This is a genomic window from Pseudonocardia sp. C8 (assembly GCF_014267175.1).
Taxonomy (GTDB): domain Bacteria; phylum Actinomycetota; class Actinomycetes; order Mycobacteriales; family Pseudonocardiaceae; genus Pseudonocardia.
Genome location: NZ_JACMTR010000002.1, coordinates 469063 through 490212 on the forward strand (window position 1 = coordinate 469063; position 21150 = coordinate 490212).

Annotated in this window: 18 protein-coding genes and 1 tRNA gene; 12 read left to right on the forward strand and 7 right to left on the reverse strand. The window is 74.7% G+C overall.

Translation table 11 applies throughout. The annotated features are described in order from the left end of the window. The 4 genes from glp to H7X46_RS02930 all read left to right on the forward strand — a co-directional run bounded on the left by glp (window position 1) and on the right by H7X46_RS02930 (window position 3568). Complete coding sequence (gene glp / locus H7X46_RS02915; protein WP_186357927.1) at window positions 1-1221, forward strand: gephyrin-like molybdotransferase Glp; 1221 nt, start codon at window positions 1-3, stop codon at window positions 1219-1221. Window positions 1222-1226: 5 nt separating this feature from the next. Then, a complete protein-coding gene (locus H7X46_RS02920) occupies window positions 1227-1892 on the forward strand; it encodes a GNAT family N-acetyltransferase (protein ID WP_370588579.1) in 666 nt (221 codons plus the stop codon). Window positions 1893-2083: 191 nt separating this feature from the next. After that, window positions 2084-3451, forward strand: coding sequence for a gephyrin-like molybdotransferase receptor GlpR (gene glpR, locus H7X46_RS02925; RefSeq protein WP_186357928.1), 1368 nt, complete (start codon window positions 2084-2086; stop codon window positions 3449-3451). A gap of 44 nt (window positions 3452-3495) precedes the next feature. Next, a tRNA-Ala gene (locus H7X46_RS02930) sits at window positions 3496-3568 on the forward strand. A 178-nt stretch (window positions 3569-3746) separates the two neighbouring features. Here the strand turns inward: H7X46_RS02930 and H7X46_RS02935 are convergent. After that, window positions 3747-4301, reverse strand: a complete 555-nt coding sequence (locus H7X46_RS02935) for a TetR/AcrR family transcriptional regulator (protein ID WP_186362405.1) — start codon at window positions 4299-4301, stop codon at window positions 3747-3749. A 186-nt stretch (window positions 4302-4487) separates the two neighbouring features. Here H7X46_RS02935 and H7X46_RS02940 point away from each other — a divergent pair, with 186 nt between their 5' ends. Together H7X46_RS02940 and H7X46_RS02945 are read left to right on the forward strand one after the other, a co-directional pair. After that, window positions 4488-6272, forward strand: a complete 1785-nt coding sequence (locus H7X46_RS02940) for a BCCT family transporter (RefSeq protein WP_370588580.1) — start codon at window positions 4488-4490, stop codon at window positions 6270-6272. Between the two features lie 129 nt (window positions 6273-6401). Beyond that, complete coding sequence (locus H7X46_RS02945; RefSeq protein WP_186357929.1) at window positions 6402-7019, forward strand: DUF5701 family protein; 618 nt, start codon at window positions 6402-6404, stop codon at window positions 7017-7019. Here H7X46_RS02945 and H7X46_RS30495 read toward each other — a convergent pair. The 4 genes from H7X46_RS30495 to H7X46_RS02965 all read right to left on the reverse strand — a co-directional run bounded on the left by H7X46_RS30495 (window position 7016) and on the right by H7X46_RS02965 (window position 11857). Beyond that, window positions 7016-8029, reverse strand: a complete 1014-nt coding sequence (locus H7X46_RS30495; RefSeq protein WP_186357930.1) for a CopD family protein — start codon at window positions 8027-8029, stop codon at window positions 7016-7018. The genes H7X46_RS02945 and H7X46_RS30495 overlap by 4 nt on opposite strands. Before the next feature lie 119 nt (window positions 8030-8148). After that, a complete protein-coding gene (locus tag H7X46_RS02955) occupies window positions 8149-8799 on the reverse strand; it encodes a copper resistance protein CopC (protein ID WP_370588581.1) in 651 nt (216 codons plus the stop codon). A 50-nt stretch (window positions 8800-8849) separates the two neighbouring features. Further along, window positions 8850-10271 carry an NAD(P)/FAD-dependent oxidoreductase gene (locus tag H7X46_RS02960; protein ID WP_186357931.1) on the reverse strand — a complete coding sequence of 474 codons (1422 nt, stop codon included), beginning with the start codon at window positions 10269-10271 and terminating at the stop codon, window positions 8850-8852. Beyond that, window positions 10262-11857, reverse strand: coding sequence for a dolichyl-phosphate-mannose--protein mannosyltransferase (locus tag H7X46_RS02965; protein ID WP_186357932.1), 1596 nt, complete (start codon window positions 11855-11857; stop codon window positions 10262-10264). Before H7X46_RS02965 ends, H7X46_RS02960 begins: the two co-directional genes overlap by 10 nt. A gap of 16 nt (window positions 11858-11873) precedes the next feature. Here H7X46_RS02965 and rsmI point away from each other — a divergent pair, with 16 nt between their 5' ends. After that, entirely contained in the window at window positions 11874-12728 is an 855-nt protein-coding gene (gene rsmI / locus H7X46_RS02970) for a 16S rRNA (cytidine(1402)-2'-O)-methyltransferase (protein WP_255426297.1), read from the forward strand. Between the two features lie 11 nt (window positions 12729-12739). Here the strand turns inward: rsmI and H7X46_RS02975 are convergent, their stop codons facing one another. Together H7X46_RS02975 and H7X46_RS02980 are read right to left on the reverse strand one after the other, a co-directional pair. Further along, the gene (locus H7X46_RS02975; RefSeq protein WP_186357934.1) at window positions 12740-13915 is read right to left on the reverse strand and encodes a cation:proton antiporter; all 1176 of its coding nucleotides are present in this window, start codon (window positions 13913-13915) and stop codon (window positions 12740-12742) included. A gap of 18 nt (window positions 13916-13933) precedes the next feature. After that, on the reverse strand, window positions 13934-14416 hold the full coding sequence (locus tag H7X46_RS02980; protein WP_186357935.1) for a cation:proton antiporter regulatory subunit: 483 nt from the start codon (window positions 14414-14416) through the stop codon (window positions 13934-13936). Window positions 14417-14527: 111 nt separating this feature from the next. Here H7X46_RS02980 and metG point away from each other — a divergent pair, with 111 nt between their 5' ends. The 5 genes from metG to H7X46_RS03005 all read left to right on the forward strand — a co-directional run bounded on the left by metG (window position 14528) and on the right by H7X46_RS03005 (window position 20923). Further along, window positions 14528-16318 (forward strand): methionine--tRNA ligase, encoded by a 1791-nt coding sequence (metG, locus tag H7X46_RS02985; protein ID WP_186357936.1) that lies wholly within the window; start codon window positions 14528-14530, stop codon window positions 16316-16318. A 14-nt stretch (window positions 16319-16332) separates the two neighbouring features. Further along, window positions 16333-17160: a TatD family hydrolase gene (locus H7X46_RS02990; RefSeq protein ID WP_186362408.1), complete on the forward strand. Its 828-nt coding sequence runs from the start codon at window positions 16333-16335 to the stop codon at window positions 17158-17160. 266 nt (window positions 17161-17426) lie between these two features. Further along, window positions 17427-18356: a resuscitation-promoting factor gene (locus H7X46_RS30340; protein WP_222131180.1), complete on the forward strand. Its 930-nt coding sequence runs from the start codon at window positions 17427-17429 to the stop codon at window positions 18354-18356. Between the two features lie 44 nt (window positions 18357-18400). Further along, window positions 18401-19309, forward strand: a complete 909-nt coding sequence (gene rsmA, locus H7X46_RS03000) for a 16S rRNA (adenine(1518)-N(6)/adenine(1519)-N(6))-dimethyltransferase RsmA (protein ID WP_186357937.1) — start codon at window positions 18401-18403, stop codon at window positions 19307-19309. Window positions 19310-19360: 51 nt separating this feature from the next. Beyond that, a complete protein-coding gene (locus tag H7X46_RS03005; protein ID WP_370588582.1) occupies window positions 19361-20923 on the forward strand; it encodes a DHA2 family efflux MFS transporter permease subunit in 1563 nt (520 codons plus the stop codon). Window positions 20924-21150: the final 227 nt, after the last annotated feature.

The window sequence follows — 21150 nt, forward strand, 5'->3', positions numbered from 1 at the left end:
GTGCGAACGGTCACCGAGCACCTGACCCGGATCCTGGACGTGGCGGTGCGGCCTGCCCCGGTGCGGGTCGCCATCGCGGACGCGCAGGGGCTGCGCAGCGCCGAGGAGGTCGTCGCCGCGCGCCCGCTCCCCGTCTTCGACCAGGCCGCCATCGACGGCTACGCGGTGCGCAGCGTCGACGTCGCCGGGGCCGGCGAGGCCGCCCCGGTCTCCGTCCCGGTGGTCGGCGAGATCGCCGCCGGGTCCCGGCAACCGCTTCGGCTGCAGCCCGGGCAGGCGGTGCGGGTCGCGACCGGGGCGCCGCTGCCGACGCTGGCCGACGCCGTCGTGCCGGCCGGCTGGACCGACGGCGGCACGGCCCGGCTGACGGTGCACCGCAGCGTGCCCTCGGCGGGCTTCGTGCGCCGGATCGGCGAGGACGTGCAGTCCGGTGACGTCGCCGTCCGCGAGGGCGACATCGTCGGGTCGGCGCAGGTCGCGATGCTGGCCGCGGCCGGGCGGGACAAGCTGCTGGTGCACCCGCGGCCGCGGGTGTCGGTCGTCGCGGTCGGCGACGAGCTGGTCGAGGTGAGCCGGTCGGCGTCGGCCGGGCAGGTCGCGGACGTCTGCTCGCACGCCCTCACCGCGGCCGCGCGGGAGGCCGGCGCGGAGACGAACCGGGCGCGCACCGTCGGGAGCAGTGCGGCCGAGATCCGCGGAGCCGTGGAGGACCTGCTGCCGGCCAGCGAGGTCGTCGTCGTCTGCGGGGCAGGCGGCGGGTCCGCGGCGGCCGAGGCCAAGAGCGGCCTGTCCGACTTCGGCGGCATCGACGACACCCGTATCGCCATGCACCCCGGGTCGGCGCAGGGCTACGGCCGGCTCGGACCGGACGCGGTGCCGGTCTTCCTGTTCCCCTCGCACCCGGCGACCGCGCTCGTGCTGTTCGAGGTGTTCGTGCGCCCCCTGATCCGGCTCGCGCTGGGGCAGGAACCGCACCGTCGCACCTGGGTGGCGCAGCTGACCTCGCCGGTGACCTCCCCGGAGGGGCGGCGGTCGTACATCCCGGCCCGGCTGCTCCGCGAGGACGACGGCGGCAGGCTCCTGGCCCAGCCGCTCGGCATGTCGGGCACCCACCTGCTCGCCGTGCTCGCCGAGGTCAACGCGCTCGCCGTCGTCCCGGAGGGGGTCACCGAACTGACCGTCGGCGAGGAGATCGAGCTCGTGACCCGCGGTCGCGGCTGACCGGCGTGCCCCCACCCAGCGTGCCGGAGCCGCCCGGGAGCCACCCGGGGTGGCCGGCACGGCTCGGCCCGCTGCGGGTGGGTGGGCACGAGGTGCGGCTGCGGCCGATCCGGCTGCGCGACGCCGGCGACTGGTCCCGGATCCGGCTGCGTGACGAGGCACGCCTGCGGCCCTGGGAGCCGACCACCCACGGCGGCTGGGCGCGCCGGAACTCCTCGGTCGAGTGGCCCGGCCGCTGGTACGCACTGCGCGCCTCGGCGCGGCGCGGGCTGGCGCTGCCGTTCACGATCGCCGTGGACGGCGAGCTCGCCGGTCACGTCATGGTCGGCAACATCGTGCGGGAGCCGCTGCTCTCGGCGTACGTCGGGTACTGGGTGGACTCGCAGCTCAGCGGGCGCGGGATCACCACGGCCGCGGTCGCGCTGGTTCTCGACCACTGCTTCGGGCCGGTCGGGCTGCACCGGGTGGAGGCCACCGTCCGGCCGGAGAACGAGGCCAGCATCGCCGTGCTGGTCAAGCTCGGGTTCCGGCGGGAGGGGCTGCTGCGCCGCTACCTCGACGTCGACGGCGCCTGGCGCGACCACTACAGCTACGCCGTGACCGCGGAGGAAGCCCCGGTCGGGGGCTTCACCGGCAAGCTGATCCGGGAGGGGCGCGCGGCCCGGTCCTAATCACCAGTAGTCCTGGTAGCACCCACTCGTGTCACACGGGCCCCTCCCGTCCCTGGCTTCGCGCCGTCCGACCGAGCGACGACGGCGCGTCGCGGCCGGATCCCGCGGGGTTCCCCTCTTATGGTGATCTGCGGTGGGCGGGTCGGGGCCGTCGCACCGGGTGGACTGCGCCGGTCGGGGAGGAGGCAGCCGTGCCCAGCTCTCTGATCTTCGTGGGTCTGGTCGTGCTGTGGCTGTTGATCCTCGTGCCGACCGTCGCCCGGCGCCAGCAGGAGGTGGCCCGGCTGAGCCCGGCGCTGCTGTCCGGCCGGGTGCTGGAACGTCCGACGCGGCATCGATACCCGGAGGTGGGCCTGATGGAACGATCCGCTCCGAGCACCGTCGGCGAGCTGGTCGAGGCCCGGGGCGAGGTCCCGGACCCGCGCGGCCGCGACGACGACCGGTACGAGCGGTACGACGGGTTCGACGCCGAGATCGACGACGACGGCCGCGTGCACGGCCTCGACGACGATCTGGACGACGACCTCGACGACCGGTGGGGCGACGACCGGGAGCGCGACCCCCGGTCCGTCGCCCCGTCCGGGGACGGGGCCGGCGATGCGGATCCCGTCGACACCCCGGAGCTCGAGTCCGATCTCGACGACAGCGGGCCGCGGGACGGTGCGGTCGGGGACCGGCGCGGTGCGGGCCCGCGGAGCGGTGAGGACCTGAGCGAGGACGCCCGCGACGGTGCGGACCTCCGCGACGAGGACCTCCGCGACGAGGACCTGCACGAGGACGAGCTCCACGAGGCGGATCTCCACGGGGAGGACCTGCACGGGGACGACCTGCGTGACGAGGACCTGCACGAAAGTGACGTGCGTGACGGGGACCCGGACCCCGACGCCGTCCACGACGACCCGGACGGTCCCGACCTGCACGCCGACGGGGACCGGGAACACCCACCGGCCCGCTACCGCCCCGGCCGGGGCGGGTTCGACCCGGAGGCGGCCGCCGCGGCCGCGCACGCCAAGTACGCGTTCCGACAGCGCGTCGTGCTCGCGCTGCTGGTGCTCCTGCTCGCCGCCGGCGCTGCCGCGTTGCTGGTGTCCGCAGTGTTCTGGTGGGTCGCGGGCGGGCTCGGGCTCGGTCTCGCCGGCTACCTCACCTACCTGCGCCGCCAGGTCCGGATCGAGGAGGCCATCCGCGCCCGCCGCGCTGCCCGCCTGGCCCGGCCACGGCCGGTCGAGGACGAGCCGGAGGAGGCGCGCGTCGCCGAGCCGGCCGTGGACGACGAGGCCACGGAGCAGGACGAGGACGAGGACGACGTCGACTGGACCGCCGACGACGGCGAGCCGACCCGCGTGCGGGGCACCGGCGAGCCGCTCGGGGTCCTCCCGGCCCGCCGCCGCACCGTCGACGAACCGGCCCCGACCGAACACGAGTCGTCCCTGCCCCGGCTCGCGGCGGCCCCGCCACCGCCCGTCCCGGCGGGAACGTCGCTGGTCGACGTGGACACGGAGGAGGAGCCGGACCTCCTCGGGGACCTGACCCCCCACCGGCGTGCGGTGGGCGAATAGGGGTCTGTTAGTGTTCTCCAGGTCAGCCCGAGAGGGCGGGCCACGGGGCTGTAGCGCAGTTGGTAGCGCGTCTCGTTCGCATCGAGAAGGTCAGGGGTTCGATTCCCCTCAGCTCCACCCCCGGTTAGGACCCGTTTCGGGTCCGCCCACCTGCTTCGGGTCGCGATCCGGTCACGAAGCACAGCGGCGACAGTTCGTCATCGGCTTCCACCGTGCCCTTCCTCTTCTCGGCGCGTCGCGAACAGTCGCCTTCGACGAGACGCGGACCGAGCGGGGTGCGCTGCCCGCGGGCGCGTCAGGTGAGGAGGCCGCGAGCGATCTCGCGGGCTTCGGTCAGCAGTCCCTTGCCGTGGATGCCGTGGTGGGCGAAGGCGCCCTCCAGAAGCAGGAACAGGTGCCGGGCCAGCTGTCCCGGGTCGTCCACCGCGGGCCGGTCCTCCGCGATGAGCGTGCAGAGCCGGTGCTCGACGGCCTGCTTGTGGGCCCGGATGATGGCGTAGGCCGGGTGTTCGGTGGACAGCTCCGCCGCCGCGTTGAGGAACGCGCAGCCGCGGGTGATCGTGCGGGCGTCCTCGGCGTAGACGTCGAAGAGGGTCAGTGCGCGCGGCGATCCGGCCGTCGCCACGCGCTCCTCCAGCTCTCGCCACCACACCTCGTGGCGGTTCTTCAGGTACGCGGCGACGAGGGCGTCCTTCGAGCCGAAGTTGTTGTAGAGGGTCCGCTTGGTCACCCCGGACTCCGCGGCGATCGTGTCCACCCCCACCGAGTGGATGCCACGGTCGTAGAACAGCTCGGAGGCGACCTCGAGGACGCGCCGCGCCCTCGGGGTCAGGTCGCGAATGTTCGCCATCTCATGCTTCACGCCCACCACCTTGACTTCACAGACCTGTGAAAATAGCCTCCCGAAACTACACAGGTCAGTATAGATCGCGGCGTCGACGAACGCCCGTGGCGACCCCACGAGCGCGACCCCGCGGCCGAGCACCGGCGCGGCATCGTGAGTCCGGTCGCCGTGCAGGGAGAGTGAGGAGAGTTCGTGGCTTCGCCACCAGAAGCAGCATCGTCGACGACCCTGGCGGCCGCCTGGCGTGGCCTGTCGAAGCCGGTGTTCGTCCCGGCCGTGCTGATCATCAGCGTCGCGCTCGTCGCCGCGACCTGGTACGGCGCCGCATACGGAGAGGACGCCGAGACCGCGTTCACCGACGTCCGGGATGCGATCGGCTCGACCGTCGGGTGGTGGTACGTCCTGGTCGTCACGGCGTTCCTGATCTTCGCGTTCTGGCTGGCGCTGTCGAGGGCGGGCGCCGTCCGACTCGGGCGCGACGACGAGAGGCCGGAGTTCTCCCGGCTCTCCTGGTTCGCCATGCTCTTCTCCGCGGGCATGGGTGTCGGCCTGATCTTCTGGGGTGTGGCCGAGCCGCTCAACCACATGATGTCTCCGCCGGAGATCGCCGGCATCGAACCGGGCAGCAAGGAGGCCAGCCGTGCGGCGATCGGGCAGGCCCTGTTCCACTGGGGCCTGCATGCCTGGGGCATCTACGTCGTCGTCGGCCTCGGGCTCGCCTACATGTCATTCCGCCGGGGCCGCCCGCTGTCGGTCCGGTGGCTGCTCGAGCCGATCTTCGGACGCACGCTCATCGAGTCCTGGGTCGGCCACGCCATCGATGTGTTCGCCATCGTCGGCACGATCTTCGGGGTCGCCACCTCGCTCGGCCAGGGTGTGCTGCAGATCCAGGCCGGGCTGGTGCACCTCGGCTGGTTCGAGCCGTCCCGCGGGCTGCTGCTCGGGCTGGTCGTGCTGATCACCGCAGCCGGGACGCTCTCGGTGGTGTCCGGCCTGAACAAGGGTGTGCTGTGGTTGTCCAACGTCAACATGTCCCTGGCGGCACTGCTGGCCGCCGGCGTCCTGCTGATCGGGCCGACGGTCTTCCTGCTCCAGTCGCTGGTGCAGAACACCGGCGAGTACATGCAGGCCATCCCGCAGCTGATGCTCGTCACCGGAGCCGGCGCCACCGACGGCTGGTCGCTGAGCTGGACCCTGTTCAACCAGGCCTGGTTCCTCAGCTGGGCGCCGTTCGTGGGCATGTTCATCGCCCGGATCTCGCGCGGCCGCACCGTACGTGAGTTCGTCCTCGGCGTGCTGCTGGCGCCCACCGCCATCGCGATCGTGTGGTTCACCGTCTTCGGCAGCACCGCGCTGCACCACCAGCTGCAGTCCGGTTCGATGGTCGGCGCCGGCGGTTCGATCGACAGCGACACGGCGCTGTTCACGCTCTTCGAGCACCTGCAGGTCGGCGGGGTGGGCACCGTCGTGCTCGCGGTCGTCGCGATCATGGTGATTGCGCTGTTCTTCGTGACCTCGTCGGACTCCTGCTCGCTGGTGGTCGACGTCCTCTCGCACGGCGGCAGCACCGAGACCCCGCGGGTGACCCGGCTGTTCTGGGCGGTGGTGATCGGTATCGCCGGTGCGCTGCTGCTGCTCGCGGGGGGTGAGGCCGCCCTGACCGTGCTGCAGGTCAGCTCGATCGCCAGTGCCGCACCGCTGTCGGTGATCTACGCGCTCGCGGTGGTGGTACTGCTGCGGATGTTCCGCCAGGAGATCGCGATCATGCCCCGTTACGTGCGCGTCCGGTCCGGTGCAGATGCGACGTCGACCGTCCTCGCGGTCCACGACATCCCGGCCGAGGAGGCCACCGTGGACGGTGACGGGGCGTTGGTGTGGGCTTCGACCGACACGGTCGAAGGCCCCGCCTCCGGCGCTCCGGAGCTCGAGAGATCCGTGGTCGCAGCCGGATCCGGGGACGACGTCATCCGTCGATGATCGTGGTGTGGGCCGCCACGGGCCGTCCGCGGCGGCCCACATCCGGGCCGGCGCGCACGTGCCTCGGCGTGACGGGGAGGTGTGCGAAAGCCGGTGGTCGTCGTACACCGTACGGTGTACGGTCGAAGGGTGCCTCTTCCCACCCTCCCGCCCGTCCCCGCCCAGGCCGAGCGACTGATCGACCTGGGCGCCACCGGCCCGCTCGAGCCGGACGTCCTGCGCAAGGAAGCCGCCGCGCTGCCCGACCGGCCCGGCCTGCTGGTCGTCGCCGGGGCGGCGCCGTCCGCGCTCGCCCCGCTGCTGCGCCGCGGGGACCGGCCGGGGTTCGTCGTCGAGGACATGACCGACGTCGACGACTTCGCCCCGGTCGCTGACGTCCCGGACGCCCCGGTGTGGCTGCTGGAGCAGCCCGACCGTGGCGACGACCTGCTGAACGCCTCGCCGGCCGAGGCGGAGGTCGAGCTCGCCGGCCGCGGGCGGGTGCCGATGCTGCTCACCGAGGGTGTGCAGTGGGTGCTGCAGGTTCCGGAGGTCCTGGAGCGCAACCGCTGCTTCATGACGACCGGGTCCCGGCTGCGCCGGCCGAACGGCCGGTTCGACGCCCGCACCCCGGCCGTGTGGATCTCCAACGGCACCGGGCGGGACGGCCGCGACCGGCGGGACGCGCCCAAGGTCGGCTGGTGCTGGTGGAACAACCGGCACACCTGGCTGGGCTTCGGGTCCGGGACCGCCCGCACGGTCCCTTAGCCGGTGTGGGTGAGCGTGGCCGCCACTCCGATCGCGGCGGCGAGCACCAGGATCTCCGCCGCCGCCCACGCGAGCAGCGGCAGCCGGCCGGCCCGCAGCCGTCGCCGGGTGAGGCCGCCCAGCGCGGCCGCCCCGGCCAGCAGCGCGACCTTCGCCGCCAGCACACCGCCGTACGGGGTGAGCAGGTCGGCCGGGGCGGCGATCCGTGCGGTGGCGGCGACCAGCCCGGACAGGGTCAGGACCGCGACGCTCCACCCGGCGAGCCGGGAGAACCGTGGCAGCGCGGTGGCGAGGACCGCGCGGTCCCGGGCGAGCACGAGCATCGCGCCGAGCCCGCCGACCCACAGCAGCGCCGCCGCCACGTGGGCCACGACCCCGGGGACGGCGAGCGCCGCCCGCGCCGACGCTGCCGCGTGCCCCGCGGCGGCCGGTGCGGCGGCCGCCGACACCGCGAGGACGAGCACGAGCACCGGCGGTCCGCTGCCCTGTCCGGGCCGCGCGGGCCGGCCGGCGACGGCGCCGGTGAGCAGCAGCACCGCGACCCCGGCCAGCAGCAACCCGGCGCCGGCCCGGAACCCGGTGAGGTAGCCGGCGACGTCGGCGACCCGCACGGACGTGAGCGGCCCGCCGGTGAGGACGGCGCCGCGCACGGTCGCCTCGACGAGCAGCACGGCGAACCAGGCCGGCGCGGCGGCGGCCAGCACCCGGTCCGCGCCGGGGACCCGGCCGGGCGCGAGGACGGCGGCCAGCGCGGCCCCGGCGACGGTGACGACCGCGAGGTCGGCCATGGCCCGGACCAGGGTGCGGGCGAGATCCAGGGGGACGCCGGCCGGGCCGATCCCACCGGCGAGTGCGGCGGTGACGAGGGCGGCGCCCACGACGACCGCGGCCCAGGCGGCGGGGGCGGGCGCCGGCTCCCGGGCTGCGGCTTCGCCGAGGGCGGCCGCGCCGGATGCAGGTTCGGCCGCGGGTGCGGGTTCGGGCGCGCGCTGTTCCCGCGCGCCCGGCACGTCTCCGCCCGGTTCCCGGGCGCGCGGTCCGCGTGCGCCCCGTTCCCGCGCCGCCGATCCGCCCGCGGGGGGCGATCCGCGCGGTGGTGGCTCCTCCTCGCCCGGCACCCGAGCCCGGTTCAGCGCCTCGCCCGGCGCAGCGCCACCGCCGCCCCGGCACCCGCCACGACGACGGCGGCCACCAGCCACGGCCACACCGGTGCGCCACCCTCGCTCGCGGTGCCCGCGACCGGAGCCTCGGTCGCCGCCGCAGGCGCAGGCGGGCCGGCGTGCCCGTGTCCGGCGGAACCCCCGTGCCCACCGGCGCCGTGGTGCCCGGCAGACCCCTCGTGCCCGGCGGCACCCCCGGGCGCAGCGGCACCGCCGGGCGCGGCCGCACCGGGACCCGGGGCGGTCAGCGTGAACGGCACGGTGCCGGAGACCGGATGACCGTCCTCCGAGACGACCCGGTACGCCACCGTGTAGGTGCCGGCGGGACCGAGCGGCCGCAGCGGGACGGTCAGCGTCTTCCCCTGCCCGGTGTCGGGCCCTGCGGCGTAGGCGGCGGCGTCCGGGCCGGTCACCGTCACCTCCGCCCGGTCGGCCGGGATCTCCTCGGAGAACGTGAGGGTCACCTCGGCCGGGGCCTGCGCGACGGCGGAGTCCGCGGCCGGGGTGCTGGACTCCAGCTCGGTGTGCGCCCACGCGGGGGCGGCGCCGAGCAGCAACGCGGCCGCACCGGCGAGCAGGACGACGGTGACGCGGCGGATCGTGGGGAGAGCGGTGCGCACGGGGGAGTGGTCGCCGCCGGCCCGGCCGCGGTTCCGCACCGGCCCGCAGATCACCTGTTCAGCCGAGCCAGCGCCTCGCACGCGGCCAGGTGCCCGGACATGCCGTGCACCCCGCCGCCGGGCGCGGTCGACGCCGAGCACAGGTAGGTCCCCGGCAGCGGGGTGGCGTAGCGCGACCAGCGCGGCACCGGGCCGAGCACCGCGGAGAAGATCCCGGCCATCGCGCCGTTGATGGCCCCGCCGACGTAGTTCTCGTCGTAGCGATGAATATCTGTCGCGGTGCGGACGATCCGGCGTTGCACCAGGTCACGGAAGCCGGGCGCGAACCGCTCGACCTGCTGCTCGATCGCCGGGCTCATGTCCCGGTCCGACCCGTTCGGCACGTGGCAGTACGTCCACAGTGTGTGCCGCCCGGACGGCGCCCGGGTCGGGTCGAACACCGACGACTGGACGGCGAGGACGTACGGCGCCGCCGGATGCCGGCCGGCCTCGGCGTCGGCCTCGGAGCGGGCGATCTCGTCGAGCGTGCCGCCCAGGTGCAGGGTCCCGGCCCGGCGGCAGTCCGGGTTCGTCCACGGCACCGGGCCGGACAGCTCGTAGTCGACCTTGCAGACCCCGGGGCCGTACCGGTGCCGGGCCAGCGCGCGGGCGTACCGGGCGGGCAGCGGGGCCATCGCCCGGAGCTGGCGCGGGGTGACGTCGAGCAGGGTGAGCCGGCGCGGCGGCAGCGCGTCGAGCGTGCCGATCCGGTGCCCGGTCTCCACGGTGCCGCCGAGCCGCTCCAGCTCGCGGACCAGCGCGCCGGCCAGCATCCCCGACCCGCCCTCGACGACCGGCCAGTCGGCCGCGTGCGCCGCGACCACCAGCGCCAGGGCGAACGCCGAGGTCAGCGGCGCGTCGAGCCGGCGGATCGCGTGCGCGCCCGCCCCGGCGAGCAGCGCGCGAGCCTCCTCGGAGGCGAACGCGGCACGGGCCAGCGTCCGGACCGGCAGCGCGCCGGGCAGGCCGAACCGGGCCAGCGTCACCGGGTGGCGCGGCAGGCGGCGCAGGTCGCCGAGCATCTCCGGCCACAGCTGCTCGTGGTGGGCGGTGACCGGTCCGAGCAGCCGCCGCCAGGCGCGGCCGTCGGGGCCGGGCAGCCCGGCCGCCGTCGTCTGCACCGAGCGGTGCGCCAGCGCGGCCCGCCCGCCGTCCAGCGGGTGCGCGAACGCGATCTCCGGGTACCGCATGCGGACCCCGAGCGCGTCCAGGTCGAGGGTCCGGAAGAACGGCGACACCATCGCCAGCGCCTGCACCGTCGAGCAGATGTCGTGGGTGAACCCGTCGCGGACCTCGCTGCGCAACCCGCCACCCGGGACGTCCGCGGCCTCGTACACCCGCACGCCGAGCCCGGCCCGGGCCAGGGTGATCGCCGCGGCGAGGCCATTCGGGCCCGACCCGACGACGGCGGCGTCGACCGCGGTCAGCGCCATGACGGCAGCCAGAGCTGGGCGTGCCAGTGCGCCTCCGTGATCGGGTCACCGACCAGGATCGGCCACAGCCAGATGAAGTTGACCCCGATCAGCGCCACCCACCCGGACACGACCAGCAGGCCGATCCGCCGTCGCCGCTCGGGCAGCCCGGCGTGCCCCAGCAGCTGGCCCATCACCAGCACGACCGCCAGCACCAGGAACGGCGCCACCGGCATCATGTAGAAGAAGTACATCTGCCGGTCCAGGTTGGCGAACCACGGCAGGAAACCGGCGCCGTAGCCGACCAGCACCGCGGCCCAGCGCCAGTCGGTGCGGGTCACCGCCCGCCACAGGCCCCAGGCCAGCACCGGGACCGACGCCCACCACAGCGCCGGGGTGCCGACGAGCATCACCGCCGACACGCAGTCGGACTCCCCGCAGCCGGTCGCGGAGTCCGAGTAGCGGTAGAGCATCGGGCGCAGCCCCATCGGCCACGTCCACGGCTTCGACTCCCACGGGTGCGCCCCGGCCGAGGACGTCGTCAGGTTCTCGTGGAACGCCAGCGCGCGGCCGTGGTAGTACCACAGCGACCGCACCGCGTCCGGCAGCCACGAGAACGCCCCGCCGGTCCCGATCTCCCGGCCGACCTGGTAGCGGTCGACGGCGTTCTCGCTGCCGAACCATGCCCACCAGGACGCGACGTAGGTCAGCATCGGGACCAGGGCCAGTGCCCACAGCGCCGGCGCCAGATCCCGGACGACGGTCCCCGCCCACGGCCGCGCCACCCCGGCGCGGCGGCGCAGCGCGACGTCCCACAGCACGCAGAGCAGCCCGAACGCGGCCACGTAGTACGCGCCGTTCCACTTCACCGCGCAGGCGAGGCCCAGGCAGACCCCGGCCGTCAGCCGCCACCAGCGCACCCCCCAGCGCGGCCCGAACGGGGTGTCGCCGACCCGGTCCTCGGCGACCACCCGGGCCATCCGGGCCCGGACGTCGTCGCGGTCGCAGAGCAGCGCGGCGAACGCGGCCACCACGAAGACGGCCGAGAACGCGTCGAGCATCCCCAGCCGGGACTGCACGTGCGAGAGCCCGTCGGCGCACAGCAGCAGCCCGGCGAGCCCGCCGAGCGCGGTCGAGCGGGTGAGGCGGCGCCCGGCCCGCACCACGAGCAGCACCGTGACCACCCCGGCCAGCGCGGCCGCCGCCCGCCAGCCGACGCCGTCGTAGCCGAACACCAGCTGGCCCAGTGCGATCAGCTGCTTCGCCAGCGGCGGATGGACGATCTTCTCGTAGCCCGGGTTGTTCTCGACGCCGCCGTTGCGGACCATCTCCCAGGCCTGCGGCACGTAGTGCTTCTCGTCGAACACCGGCGTGCCCCGGTCGGTCGGCTCGCCCAGGTCGTAGAACCGCAGCAGCACCGCGATCAGCACGACCCCGGCCGTCACCCACCAGCCGCGCAGCCGGTCGGACGGCGGCGGGACGCCGAGCCCCGCCACCGGTCCGGGATCGGCGCGCCGCAACGGCGGCGGGGTGCCCACGGGGGTCAGGCCCGGTTCCGGGGCGGCCCCGGCGACCCGGCTGCCGGGGTCGGCGGTCGAGGTGGCCATCACCGGCGATCGTAGGCTGGCCGGTGTGTCGCCCGCTCCCGGTGTTCTCGTCCTCGCCGCCACCCCGCTCGGGGACCCGCGGGACGCCTCACCCCGGCTGCGCGAGCTGATCGGCGCCGCGGACGTCATCGCGGCCGAGGACACCCGCCGGTTCCGGAACCTCGCGTCCGCCCTGGACGTCACCTGGACCGGCCGGATCGTCAGCCACTACGACGCCGTCGAGGCCGAGCGGCTGCCCGGGCTGCTCGACGCCGTCCGGGACGGGGCGACCGTGCTGGTGGTGTCGGACGCGGGGATGCCGGCCGTGTCCGACCCCGGCTACCGGCTGGTCGCCGCGGCCGCCGCGGCGGGCCTGCCGGTGACCTGCGCCCCCGGCCCGTCCGCGGTGACGACGGCGCTGGTGCTGTCCGGCCTGCCCTGCGAGCGGTTCTGCTTCGACGGGTTCCCGCCGCGCCGCTCCGGCGAGCGGCGGCGCTGGCTGGAGACGCTGCGCGACGAGCGGCGCGCCGTGGTGTTCTTCGAGTCGCCGCGGCGGACCGCGGACACCCTCGCCGACGCCGTCGCGGTGCTGGGCCCCGACCGGCCGGCGGCGGTGTGCCGGGAGCTGACCAAGACCCACGAGCAGGTCGTGCGGGGCACCCTGGCGTCGGTCCACGAGTGGGCCGCAGGCGGGGACGTGCTCGGCGAGGTGACGGTCGTGCTCGCCGGAGCCGAGGCGCGCGGGGCGCCGCCGGTGGAGAGCCTGGTCGAGGCCGTGCGGGAACGCACCGAGGACGGCGAGCGGCTCAAGGACGCGGTCGCCGCGGTCGCCGAGGCCGCCGGGGTGCCGAAACGCGAGCTCTACAACGCGACCCTCGCCGCCCGGCACTAGCCGGGCGCCGGTCAGGCCACGGCCGGGGCGCGGACCGGGACCGCCCGCATGACCGGCTCGGCGCAGCGGGCCGCGATCGGCCCGAGCACCGCCATGATCAGCACGTAGGCCGTGGCCAGCGCGGACAGCTCGGCGGGGACGGCCGCGTACCCCACCGCCAGCCCGGCGATCACGATCGAGAACTCGCCCCGCGCGACCAGCGCCGCACCGGCCCGGGCCCGGCCCATCCGGCCGATCCGGGCCCGCCGGGCCGCCCACCAACCGGTCGCGATCTTCGTCAGGGTGGTCGCCACGGCCAGCACCAGCGCCCACCCGAGCACCGGCGGGATCGCCCGCGGGTCCGTGGACAGCCCGAACACCACGAAGAACACCGCGGCGAACAGGTCCCGCAGCGGTTCCAGCAGCTTCGTCGCGTTCTCCGCGGTCGACCCGGAGATCGCGATGCCGAGCAGGAACGCGCCGACCGCCGCCGACACCTGCATCGCCTGGGCGAACCCGGCCACCAGCAGCGCGGCGCCGAGCACCTTGAGCAGGAACACCTCGCGGTCGTCGGAGTCGACGATCGCGGACACGTAGCGGCCGTAGCGCAGGGCCACGACCAGCACCACCGAGATCACCGCCAGCGAGATCGCGACCGCGCTGACTCCGCCCCACAGGGTCACGCCGAGCAGCACCGCCGTGAGGATCGGCAGGTAGAGGGCCATCACGAGGTCCTCGAACACCAGCACCGACAGGACCACCGGGGTCTCCCGGTTGCCGAGCCGGCCCAGGTCCGACAGGACCTTCGCGACGATCCCGGACGACGAGATGTAGGTGACGCCGCCGAGCACCATCGCCCCGACCGGTCCCCAGCCCAGGATCAGCGCCACCGCGACGCCCGGGCTCGCGTTGAGCACGATGTCGAGCACGCCCGCGGTCCAGGACCGCCGCAGCCCGGTGACGAGCTCGGCCGCGGTGTACTCCAGCCCGAGCAGCAACAGCAGCAGGACGACGCCGACCTCGCCGGCCAGCGAGGTGAACTCGCCGATGTCGCCGAGCGGGATGATCCCGCCGGAGCCGAAGGCGAGCCCGCCGATCAGGTAGAGCGGGATCGGGGACAGCCCGATCCGCTGGGCCAGCCGGCCGAGCAGGCCGAGCCCGAAGAAGACGGCGCCGAGCTCGAGCAGTTCGAGTGCGGTGTGGTCCAAGGATCCGTCCCGTCCCGCTCAGCCACGGGACAGGACGTCGGCGGCCTGCTCCAGCTTGTCGGCCAGGCCGACGGCGATCACGATGTCGCCGCCCGCGAGGACGAAGTCCGGTGTCGGCGAGGGATGGACCTGCCCGGCACGCATCACCGCGACCACCGAGACCTGGGTCCGGGTCCGCAGCGCGGTGTCGCCGAGCGGGCGGCCGTCGTAGGGGCTGTTCGGCTTGATCGGCAGCTTGCGGGTGGTGATGCCCGGGAGGTCGCGGTGCTCGTCGTTGAGCTGGTTCACCAGCTGCGGCGCCCCGAGGAGGTTCGCCAGCGCGCCCGCCTCCTCGACGGTGAGCGGCAGCGCGGCGACGCACGCGTCCGGATCGTCCGCCCGCGAGAGGATCAGCTCGATCCGGCCGTCCCGGTGCGAGATGACCCCGATCCGGCGCCCGTTGCGCAGCTCGATCTCCTTGCGCACCCCGATGCCGGGCAGCGGTGTCACGTCCACGTTCACACCGCAACGGTACGCCGGGGGCTGCCGTGAGATCCGGCGCGGCACCGGCCCGGGCCGCCGCCGGACCGGGCGCCGCGCGCCCCGTTCGCGCCGGTGAATACGCTGGAGAGCATGAGTAATGCCGTGCTGACCGCCGTGGCGTGGCCCTACGCCAACGGTCCCCGGCACATCGGCCACGTCTCCGGCTTCGGTGTGCCCTCCGACGTGTTCGCCCGGTACCGGCGAATGGTGGGGGACCGGGTGCTGATGGTCTCCGGCACCGACGAGCACGGCACCCCCATCCAGGTCCAGGCCGACGCCGAGGGCCTGACCCCGCGGCAGCTGGCGGACAAGTACAACGACGTGATCACCCGGGACCTGCAGGGCCTGGGCCTGTCCTACGACCTGTTCACCCGCACGACGACGACGAACCACTACGAGGTCGTGCAGCACCTGTTCACGGCCCTGTACAAGAACGGCTACGTCGTCCCGAAGACGCAGCTGGGCGCGATCAGCCCGTCGACCGGGCGCACCCTGCCGGACCGCTACATCGAGGGCACCTGCCCGATCTGCGGCTACGACGGCGCCCGCGGCGACCAGTGCGACAACTGCGGCAACCAGCTCGACCCGGCCGACCTGCGCAACCCGCGGTCGCGGATCAACGGCGAGGTCCCCGAGTTCGTCGAGACCGAGCACTTCTTCCTCGACCTGCCCGCGTTCTCCGACGCGCTCGGCTCCTGGCTGGCCACCCGCACCGACTGGCGGCCGAACGTGCTGCGGTTCTCCGCCAACCTGGTGGAGAACCTCAAGCCGCGGGCGATCACCCGGGACCTCGAGTGGGGCGTCCCGGTGCCGCTGGACGGCTGGTCGGACAACCCGATGAAGAAGATCTACGTCTGGTTCGACGCGGTCATCGGCTACCTGTCCGCGTCGGTGGAGTGGGCCCGCCGCGGGCCCGACCCGGACGCCTGGAAGCAGTGGTGGACCGACCCGGCCGCCCAGGCGTACTACTTCATGGGCAAGGACAACATCACCTTCCACTCGGTGATGTGGCCGGCGATCCTGCTCGGGCACAACGGGCAGGGCGACCGCGGCGGCGAGCCCGGCGCCTACGGGACGCTCGACCTGCCCAGCGAGGTCGTGTCGTCGGAGTACCTGACGATGAGCGGGTCGAAGTTCTCCACCAGCCGCGGCACCGTGATCTACGTCGGCGACTTCCTGCGGGAGTTCGGGCCGGATGCGCTGCGCTACCACATCGCCGTCGCCGGGCCGGAGAACCAGGACGTCGACTTCACCTGGGACGAGTTCGTCCGCCGGATCAACTTCGAGCTGGCCAACGAGTGGGGCAACCTGGTCAACCGGTCCATCTCGATGGCGCACAAGAACGTGGGCGCGGTCCCGGAGCCGAAGGCCCCGGCCCAGGCCGACGCCGAGCTGCTCGCCTACGCCAAGGCCGGGTTCGACACGGTCGGCGGGCTGCTCGCCCGGAACCGGTTCAAGCAGGCCTCGACCGAGGCGATGCGGGTGGTCACCGCCGCCAACCGGTACCTGTCCGACCAGGAGCCGTGGAAGCGCAAGGAGGACCCGGACCGCCGGGACACGATCCTGCACACCGCGCTGCAGGTCGTGCAGGACGCCAACACCCTGCTCACCCCGTTCCTGCCGCACTCGGCGCAGAAGGTGCACGAGGCACTCGGCGGCACCGGGGTGTGGGCGGCGCAGCCGGAGCGCACGGAGGTCGCCGACCTCGGTGACGGCCCCGCGTACCCGGTGCTGACCGGGGACTACGCGGCCGAGCAGGCACACTGGGGGTCCACCCCGATCGAGGTCGGCCGGCCACTGGCCAAGCCGACGCCGATCTTCGCGAAGCTGGCGCCGGAGCTGGGGGAGACGGGCCCCGAGTGGGCCCCGATCGACCGGTGAGCGGGGACGGCGGAGTGTACGGCCGCCGCGCCCGCCCGGACCTGCCGGAGCCGCTCGCGGCCCCCGCGTTCGACAGCCACACCCATCTCGACGCGTGCGGCTGTGAGACCGGCGCCGACGTCACCGCGGCCATGGACCGGGCGGCGGCGGCCGGCGTCGCCGGGGCGGTCACGATCGCCGACGACCTGGCGGCGGCCCGCTGGGCGGTCGGCGCCGCGCACGCCGACCCGCGGGTGTGGGCGGCGGTCGCGTTGCACCCCACCCGGACGGCGTCGGTGACCGCCGCCGACCTCGCGGAGATCGAGCGGCTCGCCGGCGACGAGCGGGTCGTCGCGGTCGGGGAGACCGGCCTGGACTACTACTGGGACCACAGCCCGCCCGCGGCGCAGCAGGAGGCGTTCCGCTGGCACATCGGGCTCGCCAAGCGCACCGGCAAACCGCTGATGATCCACGACCGGGACGCGCACGACGACGTCCTGCGGATCCTGCGCGAGGAGGGCGCCCCGGAGACGGTGGTCTTCCACTGCTTCTCCGGCGACGCCGCGATGGCCCGCGAGTGCGTCGAGGCCGGCTACGTCCTGTCCTTCGCCGGGCCGGTCACGTTCAAGCGCAACGACGAGCTGCGGGCCGCCGCGGCCCTGGTCCCGGAGGCGCAGTACCTGGTGGAGACGGATGCGCCGTTCCTCACCCCGCACCCGCATCGGGGCCGGGCGGGGGAGCCGTACGTGCTGCCGTGGACCGTCCGCGGGATCGCCGCGACGCGCGGGGAGCCGGAGGCACGTGTCGCCGAGACGGCACGCCGCAACGCCGAACGGGTCTTCCGGACGGGCCCGGCCGCATAGCACCGCCCGTCGACGCCGCCCGCCGGGTCGGTGACGCTCGGCGTCGATCACGGGCCGCTCGTCGCGAGTCCCGGACCCGGTTCCCCTCCGGAGGGTCACGGTCCGCTAACGTCCCTCGCCGTACCCGCCGGGATGGGGTCGCTCCCCCGACCCGCGGGACGACGGCCGGTCCGCTCCCCAGCGACGGTTCCGCTCCCCGGCTCCGCGCCGGCCGTCGTCACCGCAGGTCACGCCCCCTGCCCGGACAGCCGAGCCCTCGGGAAGTCATGTTCGAGCGCAGCGTTGGTCACGCCCCCGACGACGACGTCACGCGTCCCCTTCCCCCGTCCGGCGGCGCGCCCGCCGGCCTCGCGGGCCCGGAGACCGGGTACGTCAGCTACGAGGGCCGGCACCGATCCGGCCCGGCCCGTTCGAAGGCCGGTGTCCGCACCGTCGCCGCCGCCGCGCTGTTCTCGGTGCCGACCGGCGGGCTCGCCGTGGCCGTGATGGCGCCGCAGGGCGACCAGGACACCCGGTCGCTGCCCACCGGCCTGGCGTCGAGCATGACCGAGCTCGGCACCGCGTCGATGACGCTCGAGCGGCACTCGTCGCCGGCGTCGTACGCGCCGGTCGCCGCGCCGACGACCGCCCCGACCAACGGTGCGGACATCGTCGACGCGCAGATCGTCGAGTCGCAGAAGCTCCCGGTCCCGGAGCGGGAGGTGCAGGACCCGACCCTCGAGGAGGGCAGCCGCACCGTCGTCGACCCGGGCCGCGCCGGCGAGCGCAGCGTGATCTGGCGGGTCACCTACGACAAGGGCCGCGAGGTCGCCCGCGAGCGGATCGCCGCCGGGCAGGACACCCCCGCCGAGCCGCGCGTGGTGAAGGTCGGCACCAAGAAGAAGGTCGAGGAGGCCGCCCCCGAGCGGGCCACGAAGCCGAAGTCCGCCGCCCCGGCGGTGTCGAACGCCGCCACCTGGGACAAGCTCGCCGAGTGCGAGTCCGGGGGCGACTGGTCGACCAACACCGGCAACGGCTACCAGGGCGGCCTGCAGTTCGACAAGAAGACCTGGCAGGCCTACGGCGGCGACCAGTACGCGCCGACCGCCGACCAGGCGAGCCGCGAGGAGCAGATCGCGGTCGCCGAGAAGGTCAAGGACGACCGCGGCGGTTACAGCGCCTGGCCGTCCTGCTCCAGCAAGCTCGGCCTGAGCTGACCTCCGGTCCCGGCCCGTCCGCGTCGCGCGGGGACAATGGGCCCGTGAGCGAGCATGGCACCGCCCGGCTGCTGGGCCCCGCGGACGTCCGGGCGCTGGCCGACCGGCTGGGGCTGCGCCCCACCAAGAAGCTCGGCCAGAACTTCGTGCACGACGCCAACACGGTCCGCCGGATCGTGAAGGTGGCCGGCATCGGCAGCGACGACGTCGTGCTGGAGGTCGGGCCCGGGCTCGGCTCGCTGACCCTCGCCCTGCTCCCGGTGGCCGCCCGGGTGCACGCGGTCGAGATCGACCCCACGCTCGCCGGGCTGCTCCCGGACACCGTCGCCGACCGGGCACCCGAGCTCGCCGGCCGGCTCACGGTCACCGGGGCGGACGCGCTGCGGGTCACCGCCGCCGATCTCGCGGCCGGCTCGGGCGACGGCCTCCCGGCCCGGCCCGCGGTGTCGACGGGGTCGGCGCTGCCGACGGCAATCGTCGCGAACCTGCCGTACAACGTGGCCGTCCCCGTGTTGCTGCACCTGCTCGCCGAGCTGCCCGGCATCGAACGCGGGCTCGTCATGGTGCAGGCCGAGGTCGCCGACCGGCTCGCCGCCCGCCCCGGCTCGAAGGAGTACGGCGCGCCCAGCGCCAAGCTGGCCTGGTACGCCGACGCCCGCCGCGCCGGCCCCGTCCCGCGGGCCGTGTTCTGGCCGGTTCCCGGTGTGGACTCCGGGCTGCTCGCGTTCACCCGGCACGACCCGCCCGCCGGCGCGGACCGGGCCGCGACGTTCGCGGTGATCGAGGCGGCGTTCGCGCAGCGCCGCAAGTCACTGCGCGGCGCACTCGCCGGCTGGGCGGGCTCCCCGGGCGCGGCCGAGGCGGCGCTGCGCGCGGCCGGGGTCGATCCCACCTCGCGGGCCGAGCGGCTCTCGGTCGCCGACTTCGCCTCCGTGGCGCTGGCGCGCTCGTGAGTGGTTCGGAGGGCTCCGGCCCTCCGAACCACTCACGGGCATCATGAGGTGGTGGCGAGGGAACGAGTGATCAGCGCGGACGGGACCAGTCCGTGGCCGGCGTTGTGGGCGCTGGTCATCGGGTTCTTCATGATCCTGGTCGACGCCACGATCGTCACGGTCGCGACACCCGCGCTGCTCGCGGCGTTCGGCGCGGACGTCAACTCCGTGGTCTGGGTGACCAGCGCCTACCTGCTCGCGTACGCCGTCCCCCTGCTCATCACCGGCCGTCTCGGTGACCGGTTCGGGCCCAAGCACGTCTACCTCGCCGGGCTCGCCGTGTTCACCCTCGCCTCGCTGTGGTGCGGGCTCACGGCGTCGGTCGGGATGCTGATCCTCGCCCGGGTCGCCCAGGGGCTCGGCGCGGCGATGATGACCCCGCAGACGATGGCGGTGATCACGCGGACGTTCCCGGCGGCGCAACGCGGTCGCGCGATGAGCCTGTGGGGTGCGGTCGCCGGCGTCGCCACGCTCGCCGGCCCGATCCTGGGCGGGCTGCTCGTCGGCGGCCTCGGCTGGCAGTGGATCTTCTTCGTGAACGTGCCGTTCGGGGTCGTCGCGTTCGCCGCGGTGTGGTGGCTGGTGCCGTCGCTGGCGACCACGGTCCACCGGTTCGACCTGGTCGGCGTCGTGCTCTCGGCGACCGGGATGTTCCTGCTGGTCTTCGGCATCCAGGAGGGCCAGAAGTACGGCTGGGGCCCGATCGTCGGGCCGGTGCCGGTGTGGGCGATGATCGTCGCCGGTGCCCTGGTGCTCGTGGTGTTCGTGGGATGGCAGGCCGTGCTGGGTCGGCGCGGGGGCGAGCCGCTGGTCGCGCTGCGCCTGTTCCGGGACCGCAACTTCTCCCTGGCCAACATCGCGATCTGTACGGTCGGCTTCGCGATCACCGCGCAGGGCTTCCCGCTGATGATCTACGCGCAGAGCGTGCGCGGGTACTCCCCGACCGAGGCCGCGCTGCTGCTGGCCCCGCTGGCGATCCTCTCCGGCGGGCTGGCCCCGTGGACCGGTCGGCTCACCGACCGGATCCATCCGCGGCTGATCGGCGGCTTCGGGATGACGACGTTCGTGCTCGGCCTGGTGTGGCTGGCGCTGGTCATGGGCCCGGACACCCCGGTCTGGCAGCTGTTGCTGCCGATCGCGCTGCTCGGCGTCTCGAACTCGTGCGTGTGGGCGCCGATCTCCACCAGCGCCACCCGGAACCTGCCGATGGATCTCGCCGGGTCCGGGTCCGGGGTCTACAACACCACCCGGCAGGTCGGGGCGGTGCTGGGCAGCGCGGGCATCGCCGTGCTGATGGAGGCCCGGATCGCGGCGCTCGTCCCCGGCGCGGCCCGCGGGGGATCGGGCTCCCCGGAGACCGCCGCCGCGTCCGGCCCGCTGCCCGGGGCGATCCGCGAGCCGTTCGCGGCGGCGATGGCGCAGTCGGTGCTGCTGCCCGCGGCCGTCCTGGTGATCGGGCTGGTCGCGGTGGCGTGCTTCGCCACGCCGCGCCACCTCCTGCCGCGGCGGGAGGCCGCGGTCGCGGCGGGCGCGGGCGCGGCGCCGCCCGGTGGTGGGGCGGTCCGCGGCGGATGACCCGGGTTCGGTGGCCCGGCGGTGGGACGGTGGCCGCGTGTCGGCCGCGGTGTCCGGGTCGATCTGCACGTTGTCGCCCGTGGCAGGGCGGCATCGTGCGTCTCGGCCCCCACGCCCGGGTCGATCTTCGCGATACGGCCCCGGGCAGGGCGGCAACGTGCATCTCGGAGGCGGCACCGGGATCGATCTGCACGGTTGCACCCGACCGGGGGCGGATGCGTGCCTCC

Excerpts from the sequence above, each read along its gene's own strand:
- H7X46_RS02935 (WP_186362405.1), bottom strand. The coding sequence starts at position 4,301 with ATGGCGAACATTCGCGACCTGACCCCGAGGGCGCGGCGCGTCCTCGAG.
- H7X46_RS02960 (WP_186357931.1), bottom strand. The coding sequence starts at position 10,271 with ATGGCGCTGACCGCGGTCGACGCCGCCGTCGTCGGGTCGGGCCCGAAT.
- H7X46_RS02965 (WP_186357932.1), bottom strand. The coding sequence starts at position 11,857 with ATGGCCACCTCGACCGCCGACCCCGGCAGCCGGGTCGCCGGGGCCGCC.
- metG (WP_186357936.1), top strand. The coding sequence starts at position 14,528 with ATGAGTAATGCCGTGCTGACCGCCGTGGCGTGGCCCTACGCCAACGGT.
- H7X46_RS30340 (WP_222131180.1), top strand. The coding sequence starts at position 17,427 with ATGTTCGAGCGCAGCGTTGGTCACGCCCCCGACGACGACGTCACGCGT.